The sequence below is a fragment of the Uliginosibacterium gangwonense DSM 18521 genome (assembly GCF_000373965.1).
Classification (GTDB): domain Bacteria; phylum Pseudomonadota; class Gammaproteobacteria; order Burkholderiales; family Rhodocyclaceae; genus Uliginosibacterium; species Uliginosibacterium gangwonense.
Window position 1 is genome coordinate 123473 of sequence record NZ_KB892864.1, and the last position, 18710, is coordinate 142182.

General features: G+C 59.1%; 19 protein-coding genes. 13 read left to right on the top strand and 6 right to left on the bottom strand.

Annotated features, from left to right (window positions below; genetic code table 11):
* The first annotated feature begins 63 nt into the window (after positions 1-63).
* Positions 64-1953: an ATP-binding cassette domain-containing protein gene (locus B145_RS0118050; RefSeq protein WP_018609215.1), complete on the top strand. Its 1890-nt coding sequence runs from the start codon at positions 64-66 to the stop codon at positions 1951-1953.
* Positions 1954-1977: 24 nt separating this feature from the next.
* Positions 1978-3303 carry a guanine deaminase gene (guaD, locus tag B145_RS0118055; protein ID WP_018609217.1) on the top strand — a complete coding sequence of 442 codons (1326 nt, stop codon included), beginning with the start codon at positions 1978-1980 and terminating at the stop codon, positions 3301-3303.
* Between the two features lie 2 nt (positions 3304-3305).
* Here guaD and B145_RS0118060 read toward each other — a convergent pair whose 3' ends face one another.
* The 3 genes from B145_RS0118060 to B145_RS0118070 all read right to left on the bottom strand — a co-directional run bounded on the left by B145_RS0118060 (position 3306) and on the right by B145_RS0118070 (position 7092).
* Positions 3306-3917 carry a LysE family translocator gene (locus tag B145_RS0118060; protein ID WP_026259270.1) on the bottom strand — a complete coding sequence of 204 codons (612 nt, stop codon included), beginning with the start codon at positions 3915-3917 and terminating at the stop codon, positions 3306-3308.
* 35 nt (positions 3918-3952) lie between these two features.
* Complete coding sequence (locus B145_RS0118065) at positions 3953-4693, bottom strand: DUF599 domain-containing protein (RefSeq protein WP_018609220.1); 741 nt, start codon at positions 4691-4693, stop codon at positions 3953-3955.
* A gap of 77 nt (positions 4694-4770) precedes the next feature.
* Positions 4771-7092 (bottom strand): DNA internalization-related competence protein ComEC/Rec2, encoded by a 2322-nt coding sequence (locus B145_RS0118070; protein ID WP_018609222.1) that lies wholly within the window; start codon positions 7090-7092, stop codon positions 4771-4773.
* A gap of 92 nt (positions 7093-7184) precedes the next feature.
* Here B145_RS0118070 and B145_RS0118075 point away from each other — a divergent pair, with 92 nt between their 5' ends.
* The 9 genes from B145_RS0118075 to B145_RS0118115 all read left to right on the top strand — a co-directional run bounded on the left by B145_RS0118075 (position 7185) and on the right by B145_RS0118115 (position 15643).
* Complete coding sequence (locus B145_RS0118075; RefSeq protein WP_018609224.1) at positions 7185-7730, top strand: DUF2062 domain-containing protein; 546 nt, start codon at positions 7185-7187, stop codon at positions 7728-7730.
* A gap of 53 nt (positions 7731-7783) precedes the next feature.
* Positions 7784-8488 (top strand): hypothetical protein, encoded by a 705-nt coding sequence (locus B145_RS0118080; protein WP_157288496.1) that lies wholly within the window; start codon positions 7784-7786, stop codon positions 8486-8488.
* Between the two features lie 136 nt (positions 8489-8624).
* Complete coding sequence (locus B145_RS27705) at positions 8625-9446, top strand: helix-turn-helix domain-containing protein (protein WP_018609227.1); 822 nt, start codon at positions 8625-8627, stop codon at positions 9444-9446.
* 112 nt (positions 9447-9558) lie between these two features.
* Positions 9559-11043, top strand: a complete 1485-nt coding sequence (locus B145_RS0118090) for a rhamnogalacturonan acetylesterase (protein WP_018609230.1) — start codon at positions 9559-9561, stop codon at positions 11041-11043.
* Positions 11044-11230: 187 nt separating this feature from the next.
* Complete coding sequence (locus tag B145_RS0118095) at positions 11231-11827, top strand: response regulator (RefSeq protein ID WP_018609232.1); 597 nt, start codon at positions 11231-11233, stop codon at positions 11825-11827.
* 57 nt (positions 11828-11884) lie between these two features.
* Positions 11885-12817 carry a dihydroorotate oxidase gene (locus tag B145_RS0118100; RefSeq protein WP_018609233.1) on the top strand — a complete coding sequence of 311 codons (933 nt, stop codon included), beginning with the start codon at positions 11885-11887 and terminating at the stop codon, positions 12815-12817.
* Between the two features lie 57 nt (positions 12818-12874).
* Positions 12875-13780 (top strand): TraB/GumN family protein, encoded by a 906-nt coding sequence (locus tag B145_RS0118105; RefSeq protein WP_018609235.1) that lies wholly within the window; start codon positions 12875-12877, stop codon positions 13778-13780.
* A gap of 71 nt (positions 13781-13851) precedes the next feature.
* Entirely contained in the window at positions 13852-15273 is a 1422-nt protein-coding gene (locus tag B145_RS0118110) for a tetratricopeptide repeat protein (protein WP_018609237.1), read from the top strand.
* Between the two features lie 82 nt (positions 15274-15355).
* Positions 15356-15643, top strand: a complete 288-nt coding sequence (locus B145_RS0118115; protein ID WP_026259271.1) for a muconolactone Delta-isomerase family protein — start codon at positions 15356-15358, stop codon at positions 15641-15643.
* 135 nt (positions 15644-15778) lie between these two features.
* On the opposite strand, the gene B145_RS29130 is transcribed toward B145_RS0118115, so the two are convergent.
* Positions 15779-16015: a hypothetical protein gene (locus tag B145_RS29130; RefSeq protein WP_018609241.1), complete on the bottom strand. Its 237-nt coding sequence runs from the start codon at positions 16013-16015 to the stop codon at positions 15779-15781.
* 265 nt (positions 16016-16280) lie between these two features.
* On the opposite strand from B145_RS29130, the gene B145_RS0118125 reads away from it, so the two are divergent.
* Positions 16281-16511 (top strand): hypothetical protein, encoded by a 231-nt coding sequence (locus B145_RS0118125; RefSeq protein ID WP_018609243.1) that lies wholly within the window; start codon positions 16281-16283, stop codon positions 16509-16511.
* A gap of 110 nt (positions 16512-16621) precedes the next feature.
* Here B145_RS0118125 and B145_RS27710 read toward each other — a convergent pair whose 3' ends face one another.
* Positions 16622-17095, bottom strand: a complete 474-nt coding sequence (locus B145_RS27710) for a P-loop nucleotide/nucleoside kinase family protein (protein WP_018609244.1) — start codon at positions 17093-17095, stop codon at positions 16622-16624.
* A 200-nt stretch (positions 17096-17295) separates the two neighbouring features.
* Positions 17296-17634: a DUF2917 domain-containing protein gene (locus B145_RS0118135; RefSeq protein ID WP_157288497.1), complete on the bottom strand. Its 339-nt coding sequence runs from the start codon at positions 17632-17634 to the stop codon at positions 17296-17298.
* Between the two features lie 109 nt (positions 17635-17743).
* On the opposite strand from B145_RS0118135, the gene gcvA reads away from it, so the two are divergent.
* Positions 17744-18709: a transcriptional regulator GcvA gene (gene gcvA, locus B145_RS26220; RefSeq protein ID WP_018609247.1), complete on the top strand. Its 966-nt coding sequence runs from the start codon at positions 17744-17746 to the stop codon at positions 18707-18709.
* The last annotated feature ends 1 nt before the right edge of the window (position 18710 follow it).

Sequence of the window (18710 nt, forward strand, 5' to 3'; positions counted from 1 at the left end):
TTAGAAGCGAAATCTCTGCAAGGGTTGTAAAATCCCCGCTTAACCAACCGATTACGCTTCACGATGCCGCTGCTGACGCTCGAAAACGCCTGTCTCGCCTTTGGCGATGTGGCTCTGCTTGACCGCGCCGAACTGGTGCTGGATACCGATGAAAAACTGGCCCTGATCGGGCGCAATGGCGCAGGCAAATCCAGCCTGTTGCGCATTCTGGCCGAACAGGCCAAGCTTGATGACGGCACAGTCTGGCGCCAGCAGGGGCTGCGCGTGGCCTATGTGGCACAGGAACCGGACTTTCCGCTGGAGCGCGATGTATTCGCCACCGTGGCGGAAGGCGTGGGTGACGCGGCCCGCCTGATTGGTGAATACCACACCTGCGCCCAGGCGGTTGCCCACGGTGACAATGAAGCCCTGGCCCGCCTGGAGCACTTGCAGCATGAGCTGGAAGCCAGCAACGGCTGGACGCTGCACCACAAGGTGGAACAGGTGATCGACCGCCTGCGCCTGGATGGCAGCGCCAAGGTGGCAAGCCTGTCCGGCGGCGGCATCAAGCGCGTGGCACTGGCCCGCGCGCTGGCAGGCGCGCCGGACTTGCTCCTGCTGGATGAGCCGACCAACCACCTTGATATCGAAGCGATCAGTTGGCTGGAAGAACTCATCAAGGGCTTCCGGGGCGCGGTGATCGTGATCACCCACGACCGCTCCTTCATGGACGCCGTGTCCACACGCATCATCGAACTGGATCGCGGCCATCTGGCGAGCTTCCCCGGCAGTTTCTCCGCCTACCAGCGCCGCAAGGTCGAAATGTTGGAAATGGAGGCCAAGAGTGCCGCAGAGTTTGACAAATTCCTAGCGCAGGAAGAAGTCTGGATTCGCAAGGGTGTAGAAGCTCGCCGTACCCGTAACGAAGGTCGCGTGCGTCGCCTGGAAGACCTGCGTCGCCAGCGTTCCGCCCGGCGCGAACGCCTGGGTGATGTCAACTTCCAGCTTGAACGTGGCGAACAAAGTGGCCAGTTGATTGCCGAATTGCAGGACGTGAGCAAATCCTTCGGCGCCAAAACGGTGATCCGCAACCTCTCGCTGCGCCTGATCCGGGGCGACCGCATCGGGTTGATCGGCCCCAACGGCGCAGGCAAGACCACCTTGCTCAAACTCATCCTTGGCGACCTGGAACCGGATAGCGGCGTGGTACGCCGGGGCACACGCCAGCAGATTGCGTACTTCGACCAGTTCCGCACCGCACTCGACCCGGAAGCCCCGCTGACTGACGTGATTTCTCCCGGCTCGGACTTCGTTGAGATCGGCAACAGCAAAAAGCACGTGGTGGGCTATCTGGGGGACTTCCTGTTCTCACCGCAACGCGCACGCTCGCCGGTGAAATCCCTCTCTGGGGGCGAGCGCAACCGCCTGCTGCTGGCACGGCTATTCGCCCGCCCGGCCAACATCCTGGTGCTGGACGAACCCACCAACGATCTGGACGTGGAAACGCTGGAGCTGCTGGAACAACTCCTGGGCGAATTCGACGGCACCGTGTTCCTGGTCAGCCACGACCGGACCTTCCTGGATAACGTCGTCACGCAGAGTATTGCTTTTGAAGGCGACGGCAAGTGGCACGAATACCCCGGCGGCTATTCCGACTGGATGCGTCAGCGCCCCACGGAGGAAGCCAACAAGCCGGCTCCCAAAGTTGAAGCCCCCAAGGCGGAGGACAAGCGCAACAATAACCGAGCGGCCAAACTCAGCTTTAACGAAAAGCGCGAGCTGGAAGCCCTGCCGGGCAAGATTTCTGCGTTGGAAGAAGAGCAGGCCACACTGCAACAGCAACTGGCCGACCCGGCTATCTATCGTGACCGACCGACCGAAGTGCCCACGATGAATGCCCGGCTCGCTACCATTGATGAAGAATTGCTGGCCTTGCTGGAGCGCTGGGAAGCACTCGAAGCCAAAACAGCCTGACCCCCGACATTTCAGGATTGCACCATGACCGAACAACATTCGGAAGTCCTCGTTCGCGCCTCGATTTTGCACTTTTTGCGCGACCCCGGCACAGACGCCTCGCCCAGCGCCTGGGAATATTTTGAAGACGGCGCCCTGTATATTGTAGATGGATGCGTGCGGGCCTGCGGCCCCTGGCAGGCCATCTGTGCCACCTACCCACATGTCGCGCAGCATACTGCATGCCATGTAGATTACAGCGGCAAACTGCTCATCCCCGGTTTCGTTGACTGCCATGTCCACTACCCACAAACGGCTGTGATGGGGGCTTATGGCAAGCAATTGCTGGATTGGCTGACGCACTACACCTTCCCGGCAGAAGCCGCATTTGCTGACCCGGCCACCGCCCACGCTTCGGCAGAGCATTTCATCCAACGCCTGCTGGCGCACGGCACCACTACCGCCTCGGTCTATGCCACCGTGCATGCCCACTCGGTCGACGCCTTCTTTGAAGCCGCCAGCCATTATGATCTTCGCATGCTCTGCGGCAAGATCATGATGGATCGCCACTGCCCGGAAAATCTGCGTGACACCGCCGAATCCTCCGAGCGCGATAGCGCTGCACTGATCGAGCGCTGGCACAACAAGGGCCGCTTGCGCTACAGCATCACCCCACGCTTTGCGCCCACCTCCACCGAAGCGCAACTGGATGCCGCTGCCCGCCTCTACACAAGCCACCCGGACGTGCACCTGCAAAGCCACCTCTCAGAGAACCACGGCGAAATTCAATGGGTGCGCGAACTTTTCCCGAACTGTGCGCATTACACAGACGTCTACCGTCATCACGGCCTGCTTGGCCCGCGTGCCATTTATGGCCATGGCATTCATCTGTCTGATGCGGAGCTGGATATGCTCGCTGCACATGGATCGGCCATTGCGTTCTGCCCCACCTCAAACCGTTTCCTTGGCAGTGGGCATTTCGATGCCAGCAAAACACTTGCGGCAGGCGTCAAAGTTGGGCTGGCAACAGATGTCGGCGGTGGCACCAGCCTTTCCATGCTGCGCACCATGAATGCAGCCTATGAAGTCAGCATGACCACCGCCACCCCGCTCAACCCCTGGCGCCTGTGGTATCTCGCCAGCCTGGGGGGCGCTGCAGCACTCGGGTTGGATCAGTTCATCGGCAATTTCGAGGCTGGGCACGAAGCTGATTTCACCGTGCTGGATTTCGAAGCCACGCCAGACTTGGCTTGGCGCATCCACCACTGCAAAACGCTAGAGGAACGGCTATTTGCGCTCATGACGCTGGGTGATGAGCGCTGCGTGGTGGCGACGCATGCACTGGGAAAAGCGACTACACGCTTGAAATAAGTTTAGCGCGCAGCAACACTCGCCACCTTCGCCGCCAAGCCCAACAGCACGACGCCGACAACCCGATCAAACCATTTCAAGCGGCCTTTGAGCCAATCGAGTACGCGTTGTGCTGAAAACAGGCTGGCAACCAACGCGAACCAGAGGAAGGATTCGGCGACCATCAGGCAGAAGAGCAAGGCGATATCCTGCCATCCCAGGTTTGGCGAAAGCGCTTGGGAGAGGATGGAGCCAAAATACAGCATGGCCTTGGGGTTGAGCAGATTGGTGAAGAAACCTGTCACAAAGGCTTTGCCACCTTGTGCCTCACGCTGGGCCGTGGGCATCTGGCCGGTGGAACGCAGGCATTGCACACCCAGCCAACCCAGATAGAGCGCCCCGACAATCGAGAGGATGCGCGAGAGCATGGGCAGGGAATTGAGCACCAGGGACAGCCCCAAGGCACAAACCAATACATACACACCAATGGCGCTCGCCACTCCGGCTGCAGCCCATAACCCCGTGCGACGCCCGGATACGATGGACAGGCGGGTGACGATGGCGAAATCTGGCCCGGGGGACACCAGCGCAACCGCGTGAATGCTCAATACGAGAAGAAGAGTTTGCCAGGGCACAATGCCATCCTCATGAAACAGTAAATAACCGGAAATCAGGGCCGCTCCTGCGGCACATCATTACGTGGCAGGTCATCTTCCAATGCCTGCAAGGCGCGCAAAACAGGCGAATCAAATTCCCGCCTCGCCTGCACAAAGACTATCACAGTGGTAGAGATGATAAACAGCCAGGGCGAAAGCATCCAGGCCAACACCGCCAGCCCGAAATAATAAGCGCGGATGCCCCGGTTGAAGTCATCGCCCGCACAGGTATTGGCGGCGGCATGGCGTTGGGCATAGCGCTCAAGCAGCGTAGGGTCGCCATCGCGGGGAGGTGCTGCACCGGTCACGATGGAGAGCACATTAAACTGGCGTAGCGACCAGGTGAATTTGAAATAGCCGATCACAAACATGGTAATCAGCAAAATAAGTTTGAGTTCCATGGCCTCACGCGAAAAGCTGCGGGCAAAGCTTAACTCTGCAGCGGTGTCCATGAAACGATCCAGAGCGCCGAGAATGGCAAACAGCCCTGCGATGATATAGATCGAAGTGTTGGCGTAGAACGATACGCTGTTGGCCAGATTGCTCGCCAAGGCGCAATCAACGATGCGGTTTTCCCGCACCGCCATCTGTCTGGCCCATTGCAGGCGCAGGCGGTGGCCTTCTACGAGCAGGGTGGAATGGCCCTTCCAGCCATGCTCGACCAATCGCTCATAGCCAAACCAGCACACCAGAAACCAGCCCAGGCCCAACCAGTCAGCCCAGGCGAGCTGGGCAAAGAAGCTCAAGAATTGCATGAATCACTCTTTATCAGCAAAAAACGCCTTCAGTCATTCTATCTGCTTTACCGCCAGCATGATGGCTGCACGCTGAATCAGTGATCCTGCCAGTACCTGGCTGCCTCTGCGCGTTCCAGAAACGGGCCGATATAGCCTTGCGACAGCAGGCGATAGCGGATCGCTCCTGCCTCGTCGCTGCGAACCATGTGGACGCCAGCGGCCTGATAGCGGCTGACCACCTCTGGCGCGGGATGATGAAAACGGTTGAGGTAGCCATTGGAGAACACCACCTCGCGGGGCCTGGTGGCGGCAATGAAATCCGCATGCGAGGAACTCTTGCTGCCGTGGTGGGGCGCGACCAGAATGCTACTTGGCAGGCTTGCAGCCACATCGGCAAGCAGACGCTGTTCAGCATCCATCTCGATATCCCCGGTCAGCAGCAATGATGCACCTGTCGTACTGACGCGTAACACGCAGGAACTATCGTTGTCTCCCCGGCTCGCCCAGTCCTGCGTGGGATGCAGAAACTCAAAACGCACGCCATCCCATGCCCAGGTCTGCCCGCGTGTGCACAAGGCATGCTGTTTGGCTTTTGTCAGCAAGGGGTGATCTGGTGAAAGGCTGCTGCGCAATGTCTGCACAGGCATGCCGGTCAAAATGGAGCTTGCCCCGCCGGAATGGTCGCTATCGTCATGCGAGACGACCAGCATATCGAGGCTGCCGACACCTTCTGCACGCAGATACGGCAATACCACGCGCATACCCGCATCCAGGTCAGCGGCATATTTCGGACCTGTGTCATAGAGCAGATCGTGATGGGCCGTCTGCACATGCACAGCCAGCCCCTGCCCCACATCCAAAATGGTGATCTGCGCCTGCCCTTCGGGTGGGTGTGGCGCCTGCCAGGCGACCAGGGGAATGAAGCACAGCAAACCCACATAGCGTGCAGGCACACCACGGGGCATCAAAGCCCAGGCCGCCCCCACGGATGCCGCCAACACCAGCCACCAGGGCGGGGCCGCCTGTTGCCACACCGCAAAAGGCGCGGCGGAGAGCCACTGCAAAAAGCTCATCAACCAGCCCAGAAGCCAATTTGCCAACTCCGCCAGCGAAGGCAGTGGCAGCGCCGCAAACAGCAGTGCCAAAGGGGCGATCACCATGCTGATTGCGGGAATTGCCACCGCATTGGCCAGCGGGGAGATCAACGAGAATTGCTGGAACAGCCCCAACAGGACAGGCAAGGTGAACAAACTGACTGCCCACTGCGCCCGCCCCCATTCACGCCACCAAGCACCACCCTCACCTGCCGCATCCATCAACAACAGGGCCGCCACAGCCATGAAGGAAAGCCAGAACCCGGCAGAGAAACTTGCCCAGGGGTCAATCAACAACACGACCCACAAGGCCAGCAGAAGTATCCGCCGCGCCCGCATGCCCCGCCCCAGCCACAGTGCCAACGCGGCCACCGCAAGCATGTAGAAGGTGCGCTGGGCAGGTACGCCACAGCCTGCAAGCAGCACATAGAAACCCGCCCCGGCGCTGGCTGCCAGCAGGCGCACCTTCTGCACCGGCAAACGCAGCACCAACCAAGGCACGCGCCGCCAGATAGCCGCCAACAGCCACCCCGCCACAGCCCCCATCATGGTGACATGCAGGCCGGAAATTGATACGAGATGCGTAATGCCGACTCTGGCAAATAGCTGCCACTGTGCAGTAGGGATCGAAGCCTGATCGCCCACACTCAATGCCAGCAGTACGCCACGCCAGGGCGAATCCGGCAGCACCGCCACAAAGCGATCCCGCACCCGCTCACGCAGATGATCCACCCAGCCCCAGAAGCCCTCCGGCCCTTCGCTCAGGCGCGTATTGGCCGCCGATGGGCATACCACGCCAATCGCGCCAATGTCACGCTCGAAGGCCCATGCCTCATAATCAAAACCATGTGGATTGAGGTTGCCGTGTGGCTGGCGCAAGCGCAGGGCAAAGCGCCACACTTCCCCCGCACGTGGGGCAGGCAATGCGGCCAGCCGGGTTTTGCCCTGGCGATACCAGCTCACTTGGATCTTCTCCGGGATGCCAGCCGGAGCCTTAATCGGGATGAAGAAAAAGCGCTCGCCCTGGTCAAAATGCTGGGGTAAATCGTCGATCCGCCCGGCAAGCTCAAACTCCTGCATTTCCCTGACGCTATCCAGGCGCTCTGCCAGACGTATCTGCGCCCGCCAGTTGGCTTGAGCAAAACCAAGCAGCACCCCCAGCGCAAACAAAGCTGCTGCACGCCATCCTCCATGCAAGCGCCAAGCCGCCACTGCCAACACCATCACGCCCAGGACAAACATGCCCGCCCAGACGCCGAGCAGCGTAGTCTGAGTCTGGCAAAGCCACACCCCCAGGGCGAAACCGACGATGGCAAGTTCCATGTCATGATTATGCTTGCGAATGCACAATCTTGGATTCATTCTGTGGTCAACGGAATACGCGGCCCAAGCCGATACCAGAGGAGCTTTGCCCAATGAGACGTTTCCTGCGCCACCGTCTTCCTCACCCAGACAGCTTGCGCCAGCACCGCTGGCTACACTGGCTGGGCGACTCGATCTTTGAGCCGGATCTATGGCATCTGAATCGCCATTCGGCCCCCGGCGCCGTCGCAATCGGCATGATTTGCGGGCTGATCCCCGGCCCCTTCCAGATGCTGGGGGCCGTGCTGGTATGCCTGGTTGTGCGCAAAAATCTGCCACTGGCCGTGCTTACCACCCTTTACACCAACCCTGTTACGATAGTGCCTTTATATGTGCTAGCTTTTCAGATTGGTAGCTGGGTTCACAGTGGCGGGAGCGTATTTGTTCCCCCGCCGGAATTCCTCCTTGCCACCCCTTGGCAAAGCACCTTGGACTGGATCAACTGGGCCGTGGGCCTGGGTACGCCCTTGCTGATCGGCCTTCCCATCCTGGCGGCGGGCCTTGCCGTGCTGAGTTATGTTTTGCTGGCCACTGCATGGCGCTGGTATCTGGTCATTGAATGGCGGCGGCGCAAAACGAAACGCTTGAATAGCCAATAACAATCATATCCATCCGCGCATGCCGAGCAGGCATGCATTATGATCTTTTCACCATGAAATCATTGACCCACTTCAGAACAGCAGGCTTGCTGCTCACCTGTCTGTTACCCCAAATGGCACTGGCAGCCCGGCCCATGTCTACAGAGGATGCTTCCACCACAGGTGACAAGCACTACCAATTCGAAGCTTGGCAAGACCATGCCCAGGGCAGCCATGCAAGCAACCTGGCAGGCGCCGTAGGCTGGGCAACACTTGAATTAGGGGCGGGTTTTACCCAGACCAACGCACCAGCCGGGCAAGCGATCCGGGATCGCAGCATCTACCTGAAATGGGCTCAGGAAGCACATGAGGAGCAAGCCTTCCGCATCGGGCTTAAAGTATGGCATCAGCGCAGCCGGGATAGCCTCGCGCCAGAGTCTGGCGCAATCCGCAATACGGGCGGCCTGAGTATCCTGACCTGGACAATCACGCCGGAATTGGCCACGCACTTCAACCTGGGCATGGTCTACAACAATCTGAATCGGCGTTATGAACGGGTGACCAACGCCGCGATTGCCTGGAATCCCATTCCCAGCGTCCAGGTCTTTGCCGAAGCGCTGCATCAACGCTACGCCCCCACCACCCAAGCAGTTGGTTTGCGGTTCTGGGCGATTCAGGACAAGCTCGGGTTGGATTTGACCGGCTCACGCAAGGCAGGGGTTAAGGATTCCAGCGGAGTAGGGTTTGGGCTGGGATGGTACGGGGATTTTGGCGGCTGACGACGCCTGACACTGGGGTGGGGCAGGCAATGCCCGCCCTGCCCAGCGTCGCATGCATGCCACAGCATCCCTTGGTATAAACCCCCAAAGCTGGCACACTGTGCGCATGTGACCGTTCCCTCGCCCACGCACCCTGATGAACGCCCTGCAATACGCCAGCAGATTGCAACGCCTGCGCCGGGTTGCCACCCATATTGATACCCATCTGGATCAATCCCTGTGTCTGGATGAATTGGCCGAGATTGCCCACCTTTCACGCTACCATTTTGAACGGGTGTTTGGCGCATACGCAGGTGAGACACCTCTTGCACGCGTGCGTCGCCTGCGCTTGAGCAAGGCCCTCCAGACTCTGGCACAGGGCCGCGCGCACGCTCTCACCGCGCTGGCCTTGGCGTCGGGCTACATGTCGGCAGCCGCCTTCTCCCGCGCATTTAGCCGTTACTATGGCTTCCAGCCTTCTGCGGTTGTACGTATAGCCCCGCCCCCCCGCTCCATCCGCTTTGAATACCTGCCCGCGCAAGCCATCCAATATGTGCATTACGAGGGCTTGCATGCCACCGATCTGACTGCGTTCGATGAGCTGCGCGCCCATGCCATACTTGCCGACATCCCCCGCTCACGGCGCAAAGGTTGGAGCATCCAGTGGCAGGGGCGGATGGCGGATGTGGAAAACCGCGCTCAGGGGCCTGATGTTCTTGATGCGGGCCTGCTGGACGAACGCCTGGGGCAACGCATCCCTGGCCTGTATCGGCAAACCCTGCCTGGGGGCTATTACGCGGTACTCCGCCTAAGGGGGACTTATGCCACGCCCCCGCAGGCCGAGCTGGGCCGGTTGATCAACCAGGATACAGGATGGTCTCTCACTGATGGGCCCATGCTGCGTCGCTTTCATAACACAGGCTATCTGCCGGCGGATTTTGAACGTCAATGCGATCTTTACATCCCGGTGGCCAGATGAACGATGCAACTTGGCGTATCCGCATGAATTAACCTTGCATCTCTGATCAAGACTTCCATACGACACACAGGCAGGCCTCACCTGCTCTACGCACAAAAGGAGACTCATCCCGATGAAACCCACCCGCCGCCTCAGCCTCACCGCTGTGCTCGTTGCCTCCCTCATGGGCTGCGCCAGCCAACAGGGCAGCGCCCCGGCCACTTACACACTCAGTGGCGTCGTCGGCAATGGCAATAAAGCCGCCCAGGTCACCGTATTCGATGCGCGGGGCAAGCAAACGCTCATCCAGACCAACGCCCAAGGCCAATTCAGCCTGCGCATGGATGGTCTTTCTGCCCCGCTGATGCTGGTCGCCCAAACCGCAGACAAGCAATATGTCGCCATCAGCACCAACCCTGCAGCCGGGGAAATCAACGTCAACGCCCTCACCGACCGCATCGCTTCTGATCTGGCCCTTGAGGCCAAATTCAAAGGCCCGGCCGGGCTGGCACAGTCCGCCAAAGCCCCGGCTGTCACGGCTGAAACCGTCGCCGCCAAGACTGCCGCGCTGCGCGCCAGCATTGCCACCGCCCTCAAGGAAGCCCGCGTCAGTGACGTGGAGCACTTCGACCCCGTCACCGTGAGCATGGGCAAGGAGAAAGGCGTCTATGACCTACTCTCGCTGATCAAACACAACCGTGGCTATAGCTCAGCCAGCGGCGAACAGGGGGAGACCTCGCTGTACGACCCGCGCTACCGCGAAATCACCCGCTTCCACCCACTCAGCCTGAGCATGGCCCGGATGGATACCCAGGCTCTCTTGGCCAATAGCATCTCCCGCGTATTCATCGCTGGGGATTCCACCGCCAGCAACTACGACCCCGAAGTAGCTCCCCGCATGGGCTGGGGGCAGGCGTTTGATCGCCAGATCAAGATAGGCAGCCCGATACAGGTCATCAACGTGGCGCAATCAGGGCGCAGCTCACGCAGCTTCATCAACGAAGGCTGGTTTGGCATGATCGCCGCCGACATCCGCAAAGGCGACTATCTGCTCATACAGTTCGGGCATAACGACGAAAAATGCGGCAATGAACCGCCCGCCCCGCCACCCGCACGGGACCAGATCGACACGGCCAAGCTCTGTACCTACCCTGGCAACAATCCGGCCGTCCCGGCGGAAATGTCCTTCCAGAAAACCCTGGAGAAGTACATCGCCATGGCCCGTCAGGCAGGGGCCACGCCGGTGCTGATCACCCCGGTAACGCGTCGCAGCTTCAAGGGCGGTGAAATCAGCACAACCACCCACACCTACGGCAAGGGCAAGTTCCCTGGCGATTATTCACAAACAATCCGTGATACCGCCCAAGCCAACAAGGTGGCCTTGGTGGACCTGGATGCACGCAGCATGGCCTTCTTCTCAAAAATAGGGGAACAAGGTTCGCTTGACTACTACTTGGCGGTCGACCCTGCCCAATATCCGTATTACGCCAACACCACCGGCAATCGCAACAAGCCAGACAACACCCACTTCCAGGAAAAGGGTGCAGAAGCCGTCTCTGGCCTCGTTGCCGAAGGTATCAAGGAAGCCGCTTTGCCCTTGGCCGACTATCTGAAGTAAGCCTCTTGCCCCCGGCGCCGCCGGGGGCCTTCAAACGGAGAATTACGTCACATTTTTTAACTTTTTCTCCGCCTTCAGTCGTTTCTCCGTTGCACCACGCCCCGCCACGCCCTATGCTCCACCCAAAGCATACTGTAGCGAGATCACCGCATCGCCTAACAGAGCATGAAAGACAGAAAGGCCGATTGTGGGACTGTTTGACCAATTCCGTTCGCTATTCAAATCCCCTGCGCCGGTTGCGCCACAGCAGCCCGTACAGGTAGAACCCAGCCTGCCCCAGATGGCGGAACGCCGCAGCCGAGAGCGCATCAATGCGCGCGAAGGCACCCGTGTGCTGCTGATTGACGATTCCCCCACCATCATTGCCGCATTGAAGAAGTTCCTGCGCTCGGCGGGTTACGTCACGCTCGAAGCGCTGGATGCCGAAACCGGCCTGGAAATCGCCCGTACCGAATCGCCTGAACTGGTTTTTCTGGACATCGTGTTGCCCGGCATGAATGGCTTTGCGGCCTTGCGTGCCCTGCGCCGCGATCCGCAGACGCGTAACATTCCTATCATCATGATGAGTGGCAACGAACAGGCCACCGAGCAGTTCTTCGGCACCCGTATCGGCGCCGACGACTTCATGAAGAAGCCCTTCTCGCGCTTTGAGGTGTTTGCGCGCATCGAACCACTGCTCGACGAGCAACTGATCCCGCGCCGCCGGATTCTGCCTGCTTCAAGCGATGAGAATGCGAACCCGGAAAGCGACAATCTCAGCCCTACCCCGAATGCAGTCAGTTGATCCGGCCGCTGGGGAGGTTATGATTGGAAGGTTTATAGATCAACACGTCTTATTCCCATGAGCAAGCTCTCCACCACCTTCCTCGGCCATACCTTCGCCAACCCTCTGATGAACGCCTCCGGCGTCTATTGCATGGATGCGACCGACCTGGGCGCCCTGCACACCAGCGATTCTGGCAGCTACATCACCAAGAGTTGCACACTGGAAGCCCGTGCAGGCAACCCGGAACCGCGTTACCGCGCCACGCCGCTGGGCAGCATCAACTCAATGGGCCTGCCCAACAAGGGCTATGGCTACTACCTGGATCTCGCCCGCGCACACGACTACAGCCACAAACCGCTGTTTATGTCAGTTGCCGGGCTGTCGCTGGCTGACAATCTGGTGATGATGCGCACCATCCGTGACGCCAACCTGCCCGCAATCGTAGAGCTGAACCTGTCCTGCCCCAATGTGCCGGGCAAGCCGCAGATCGCCTACGATTTCGCAGCCATGGACGCCATGCTCGCTGCCGTCACCAAGGAATACACCCGCCCCATCGGCGTGAAGATGCCCCCCTACTTTGACATTGCCCATTTTGACGAAGCAGCCGCCATCCTCAACCGTTACCCGACCGTCGCCTTCATCACCTGCATCAACTCCATCGGCAACGCACTGGTGATCGACACCGAGAGCGAATCCGTGGTCATCAAGCCCAAGGATGGTTTTGGTGGCATTGGTGGCGACTATGTATTGCCGACGGCTCTGGCCAACGTGAATGCTTTCTACCGTCGCTGCCCGGAAAAACGGGTGATCGGCTGTGGTGGCGTAAAAACGGGCGAACACGTCTTCCAGCATCTGCTGGCCGGTGCATCACTGGTGCAGGTGGGCACGGCGCTGCAAGAAGAAGGCCCCGGCATCTTCGCCCGGCTGAATGCCGAACTGATTGCCCTGCTTGACCGAAAGGGCTACAAGAATATCGATGAGGTACGCGGTCGCTTGAAAACGCTATAAGTAAAAAAGGGGGCTTGTGCCCCCTCTTTCATTTTCCCCTTTATCAATGAGCCTGTCATGAACCTCTTTGCCTGCCTGCGCAATAGCCTCGTTCTGCTGTTCCTGCTGATCAGCCCCTTTGTTCAGGCCGCAGACAAGGGCCGCCTGCCGCTATGGGAGGCTCGCAACGAACTCGGCACCATCTATCTGTACGGTTCTGTCCACGTCTGCAACGCCAGTTGCTTCCCCTTGCCAGAAGCCGTCATCAGCCGCCTGCGCGCCAGCGATACGCTGGTCGTGGAACTGGACCCACGTGCGCCTGCGCTACAAGAAAAACTGGTTGCAGCTGCCATGCTCCCGCCGGGGCAGACTCTGCCGCAGTTGATGACCACCAATGATTGGCGTGAGCTTGAGTCGGCCGTGCGCGGCCTGGGCGTCCCCCCGGAATCGCTGACCCAGATGCGTCCCTGGATGGCAGGCACGGTACTGTCTCTGTTGATCGCCCAACAAAACGGACTCACACCGGAATCCGGTATTGATGTCACCCTGATTGCCTATGCGGACAAAAACAAGATACAGCTGGAAGAGCTGGAGACGCTGGACGAGCAGATCACCGCGATGAACGCAGGCACCGACCGCGAGCAACGTACCATGCTGCGGGAACTTGCCACCATGGTGAGGCAAAAGAAGCTCGCGGGCCTGCTCAAAGACATCGTGGAAGCCTGGAAAACCGGTGACAGCCTCAAACTCGACCGCCTGATGCGTGTGGGCATGCCCGCAGGTTCCAGCATGGAAAAGGCTTTATTCACGCAACGTAACGCCAGAATGGCCGAACGGATTGAGGCGCACATGAAACAAGATCCGCGCGCCCGCTTCGTGGTTGTCGGCGTGGGCCATCTTGTCGGTGCCAACAGCGTGCCGGAAATATTATCCAAGCATGGCTACAGCGTGCGCCAGATCAGCGCCGATGATCTGGCGCACTGATCCGAAAAATAACAGATGACGCAGAGGGCAATCCCCTCTGCAGAATTCATGAGTGCTGGCGCATTTCCCACATGAAAACCCAATCCTCCGCCATGTTCAGTGAAGACCGGTTTCAGGCACGCAAACAAGCCGAAGCGGCCTTCAGCGAGGGCGTTGCCTTGATGACGGCAGGCAACAATGAGCTGGCCGAGGAGCGCTTCCGCACCGCCACCCAGCTCTCGCCTGATTTTGCACAAGCCCATGCCAACCTGGGCTATCTGCTTGAACAACGCCACGAACTGGCCGCAGCCGAGCTTTGTTATCTGCAGGCTGCGGGCCTGGGGGCGCGTGAGCCCGAAGTATTTCTCAATTTGGGCGCCCTGCTGTGCCGGGCCAAGCGATTTGCCGAATCGTTGGCCGTCTATGAAGAAGGACTGCGCGTCGCCCCCCATCACGCCACGCTATGGTCCAATCTGGGAGCCTTGCATGCCTGCCAACGCCACCCGGAGCAAGCCGAAAAATGCTACCGCAGAGCACTGGAACTCTACCCTGGTCACGTATCGGCCAGCTTCAATCTGGGAACATTGCTGCTCCAACGTGGAGACTTCGCGCAAGGCTGGGCCTACCTGGAAGCCCGCGACTGGTACGAAGCCCTGGCGGCCCGCCTCGCATTCCCGCGCTGGCGGGGGCAAAGCCTACAGAACAAGCGCATCCTGATCACCTGTGAAGCCGGTCATGGCGACATGATCCAGTTCTGTCGCTACGCGCAAGACCTCAAGAACCAGGGCGCCGCCTGGGTAGCGGTACTCTGCCACCCCGCGCTCAAGCGGCTTTTTGCGACGCTGGACGGGCTCGACGAAGTCTTCGCGCTGGGCGACTACGTTTCCGCCGAAGGCTGGGATTACTGGACACCGCCACTGAGCCTGCCCTTCCTGTGCAATACCCGTATCAACACCATTCCCTGCCGCATTCCCTATGTGCACGTGCACCCGAACGAGGCTACCGCCTGGCAGGCTCGCCTGCCAAGGCAGGGCTTGCGCATCGGCTTGGTCTGGAAAGGCAGTACCAAGTTTGAAAATGACGCGGCCCGCTCAATCCCTCATCTCAAGATGTTGACGCCACTCTGGCGAGTAGCCAACGTCAGTTTCGTGAGTCTGCAAAAGGGGGCGGGGGAAACCGAAGTCCATGAACTCCCATCCGATCACCCCATCCAGGCGCTGGGGCCGGAATTAAAGGATTTTGCCGACACAGCAGCCTTAATCTGTGGGCTGGACCTGATCATCAGTGTCGACACCGCCGTGGCCCACCTTGCTGGAGCGCTGGGGGTTCCCTGCTGGCTGATGCTCCCCTATTACCGCGCGGACTGGCGCTGGTTGAACCGCCGCAGCGACTCGCCCTGGTATCCCCAGGGTATGCGGATCTTTCGCCAGCGCAGTGCCGACAGTTGGCCCAATCTGATCAACGAGATCAAGGCTGCGCTGGGCGAGCTGGCCCGCCACCGCATCAAACCCTGACGACATCCAGCCAGCAATGGCCCAGCATATTTGCTAGACTTTCTCTTCTATGGCATATCGCCACCTTCAAGAGAAAAGCGCCATGCAATTCATCACCCTCTCCCGCCGCCGTACCGAACAGTTTTCCGAAGAGCAATTTGCCCCGCTGCTTGAGGCCGAAACGCAGCGTGCCCGCACCCTCTACAGCCAAGGCATCATCCGCCAGATATGGCATCGTGGCGACATGCCCGGCGCCTGCCTGATGATCGAAGCCGCCGACGAACAGGAAGTACGTAAGATTCTCTCCACCCTGCCACTGGTAGCCGCTGGCATGCTGGAAATCGTCTCAGTCGTACCGCTCAAGCCCTATGGTGGCTTTGGCCCACGCTAAACACCAAAGGCTCCGTTTCAGAGTACGCCAGCACAGACCAAGTGAACGGCCCGGCAAGGGCCTCACTGTCGCCACACACACCATCGTCAGCCAAGGAACCTACACCGTTCTCGCTGACCATCCTCCCAAGCCCATTCACGCGCAACCAAAAAATCCAGCCGCGTCCCCCAAAAAATCGTTCTGCGCACAGGGGAAACACTGCTGACCGTCCTGCCCCTCCTCCTTTTTGTATTGCCTCGTCACAATCGGGCATTGCCACACAATCCAATTGACATAAGCGTCGCCACAAAAGGGAAGTCCCCCTTTTTCATCATAAAAACAACCACCCTCCATAAATTCTTTACTGACGGGCATCTCCAGACAGTTTGCCATGCAGCCTAATACTACCTCGCCTACACAAACCGGCAGGGTTTGCCGTTATGTAAAGCCCATGTAAAAGGAAACAAATTATTTTCTAAAGTTTGCGGATCAACTGCCGTAAAACAGTTATGGCCCGTTACAAAGCCGCCAAAAACGCGTTAATAGGTGTTAAAAAGCGTGAGATGATGCAGGGCAGCTAATTTGCACCGGCAAATATTGCCGCCATTTCATGCGAAGTGCCTAAACACAGATCGTAAATTTTTGAGAGAGAACGATCATGCTTGGTATCAACAATCTAGGAACAGTCGGTGCAGCAATCACCCTGGCGCCCAGCGTCATCGGCTTGGTTGGCAAGGGTGTTCACGCAGTCGTCAATACTGCTGAACAGGGGATTGAAGGCGCGGTCAACGGCGTAGTCAGTGGTGTCGCCAACACCGTCAATGCAGGCGTATCCGTTATTGAAGACGGAGCCAGCAAGGTCGGCAGCATCATCAATATTTTCGCCTGACCGTTTGGCGCAAAAGCGCATCGCCACCGCTGCGATGTCTTTGCGTTCTCGAATTGCAAAAACAAAGCCCCTGAATGGGGCTTTGTTGTATCTAACCCACCCTACACCAGCTAGGCCACCATCACCTGCAGCCCTTCATCTTCCGCAATCGGTTCATACAGGCTGCGAAACAGATCCAGTGCGGGCTGATCAACATCCAGCACCTGCCCACGTGCGTCGACATTCCGGCGCAAAACACGGGCATCGGCTTCGGCAGGATCACATTGGCAATCGTAGAACAAGGCCTCCACCCCCAGCACCTGGGCACGCGCAAGCATGCGGGCGCGTGCCGAGCGCGTCCACACCCCGTAGTCCCAGATCACATCGATTCCTTGCCCGAGAAGCTGGCAGGCCAAAGCCCAATGTGCGGCATCAATCCGGGTGCTGTAGTCGGCAAAGTGTTCGGCAGGGGGATTGCACCCGTAGAGGCGCAGCATCCATTCATCATGCGCAAGAATAATGGCCCGATATTGGGGTTGCAGAGATCGGGCCAGCGTAGATTTGCCGCTGCCCGGCAGGCCATGGAGGATATGCAATATGCTCATGAAGAGTATTGTGCGCCACTGCACGCGTTTTGAACACACCACCGCTTACAATGACGTATAAATACTCAAAAAGATTGGCAATGCGTCAGCATAAATAACGTTAGCAAAAAAAGGCTGGCAGGGGAGCAGAAACCAACAAGCCAAAGGCCGTGCTGATATGCTCAGACACGGCCTTGCATGATTCAACCCAACGCAGTAATTCAGTGAGTGATGGCCTGCGTGCTGCCACTCTGCTCAACGTAGCGAGCCACGCTGCGCAATGCCTGGGCCAGATCGCTACGTAGACGCATCGCCAGACCTGGCTCTGTTTCCAGATGCAAATGGGCGGGCGCATCGCCGAGGGATTCGATCACAACCAAACCCCCCGCTTGCAGACGGATTTCCTGCCCACTACGCAGGAAGGTGTCCCCTGCCACGCCAGACTGGGTCAGCCACAGGCACCCATCCACGCAATTGACGCGGATTGCTTGATCCGGACGCATACTCAACACGGCACCTTGTTCCACCATCATCGAGGTATTTGTTAGTTTGTTTGTCATGTTGTGTCTCCTGCCTGCCTCAGTCTGAATCTCCATACGCTGTATTTTTGTCGGAGAACGCGCTATAAACAAGCGATGTTTTCTAACCTATTTGTTAGCAGAGCTTACAATGCAACGACCTGGAAAACTCCCGCCCCTGCCTGCGCTGCGCTGCTTTGAGGCAGCCGCCCGCCTGGGTAGCATCTCAGCCGCCGCAGATGAGCTACATGTCACCCATAGCGCCGTGAGCCAACAGATCAAGAGTCTGGAGGAATACTTTGGCCTTAAGCTCTTTGGCCGCTCCGGCCGTGCTGTCGTGCTCACAACCGCTGGGCAGGAACTGGCGTTGGGCGCCAACGAAGCCCTCAACAGTCTGGCCCGCACCACCACCATGGTACGTCGCCGCACCAACCCCAAACGCATGACGGTGACCTGCCTGCCCTCGTTCGCAGCCTGTTGGTTGACTCCACGTATTGCCAGCTTCATGGAACTAGAACCCGATGTGGAGATCAACCTAATCTCTTCCAGCCATGTGCTGGATATGACCCGCGACGGCATTGATGTGGCGATCCGCTGGGGCTTTGGCGGCTATGAGGGGGTGGAAGCCAGCCTGCTGCTGCACGACGAACTCTTGCCGGTGGCCCGCCCGGAATATCTGCAAGAGCGTGGCGTGCGCACGCCTGCCGATCTGGCCCGTTGCGCCCTGCTACGCTCGGACGGGGAATCCTGGCAACCCTGGTTCGAGCGTGCGGGGCTGGATTGGCCGGAACCGGAAAAGGGGCTGTTTTTCAACGATGCCACCCTGCCCTTGCGCTGGGCAGAAGAAGGACGTGGCGTGGCGCTGACCCGGCGCAGTCTGGCCGATGAATCCCTGCGCAAGCACTCCCTGATCGCGCCATTCGAGGTCACATTGCCGACGCTGCGTTCCTATTGGTTTGTCAGCCCCAGTGGCAACACACAGACACCACTGCTGCAAAGCTTTCGTGACTGGATGTTCGCAGAAGCCTCGCACTGCGCAGCATCCCTCGGCCCGGCCCTAGACCCCTGGGACGACCGCAAGACCTGGCGTCCGCTGGATGATTCGATACGCCCCTGAT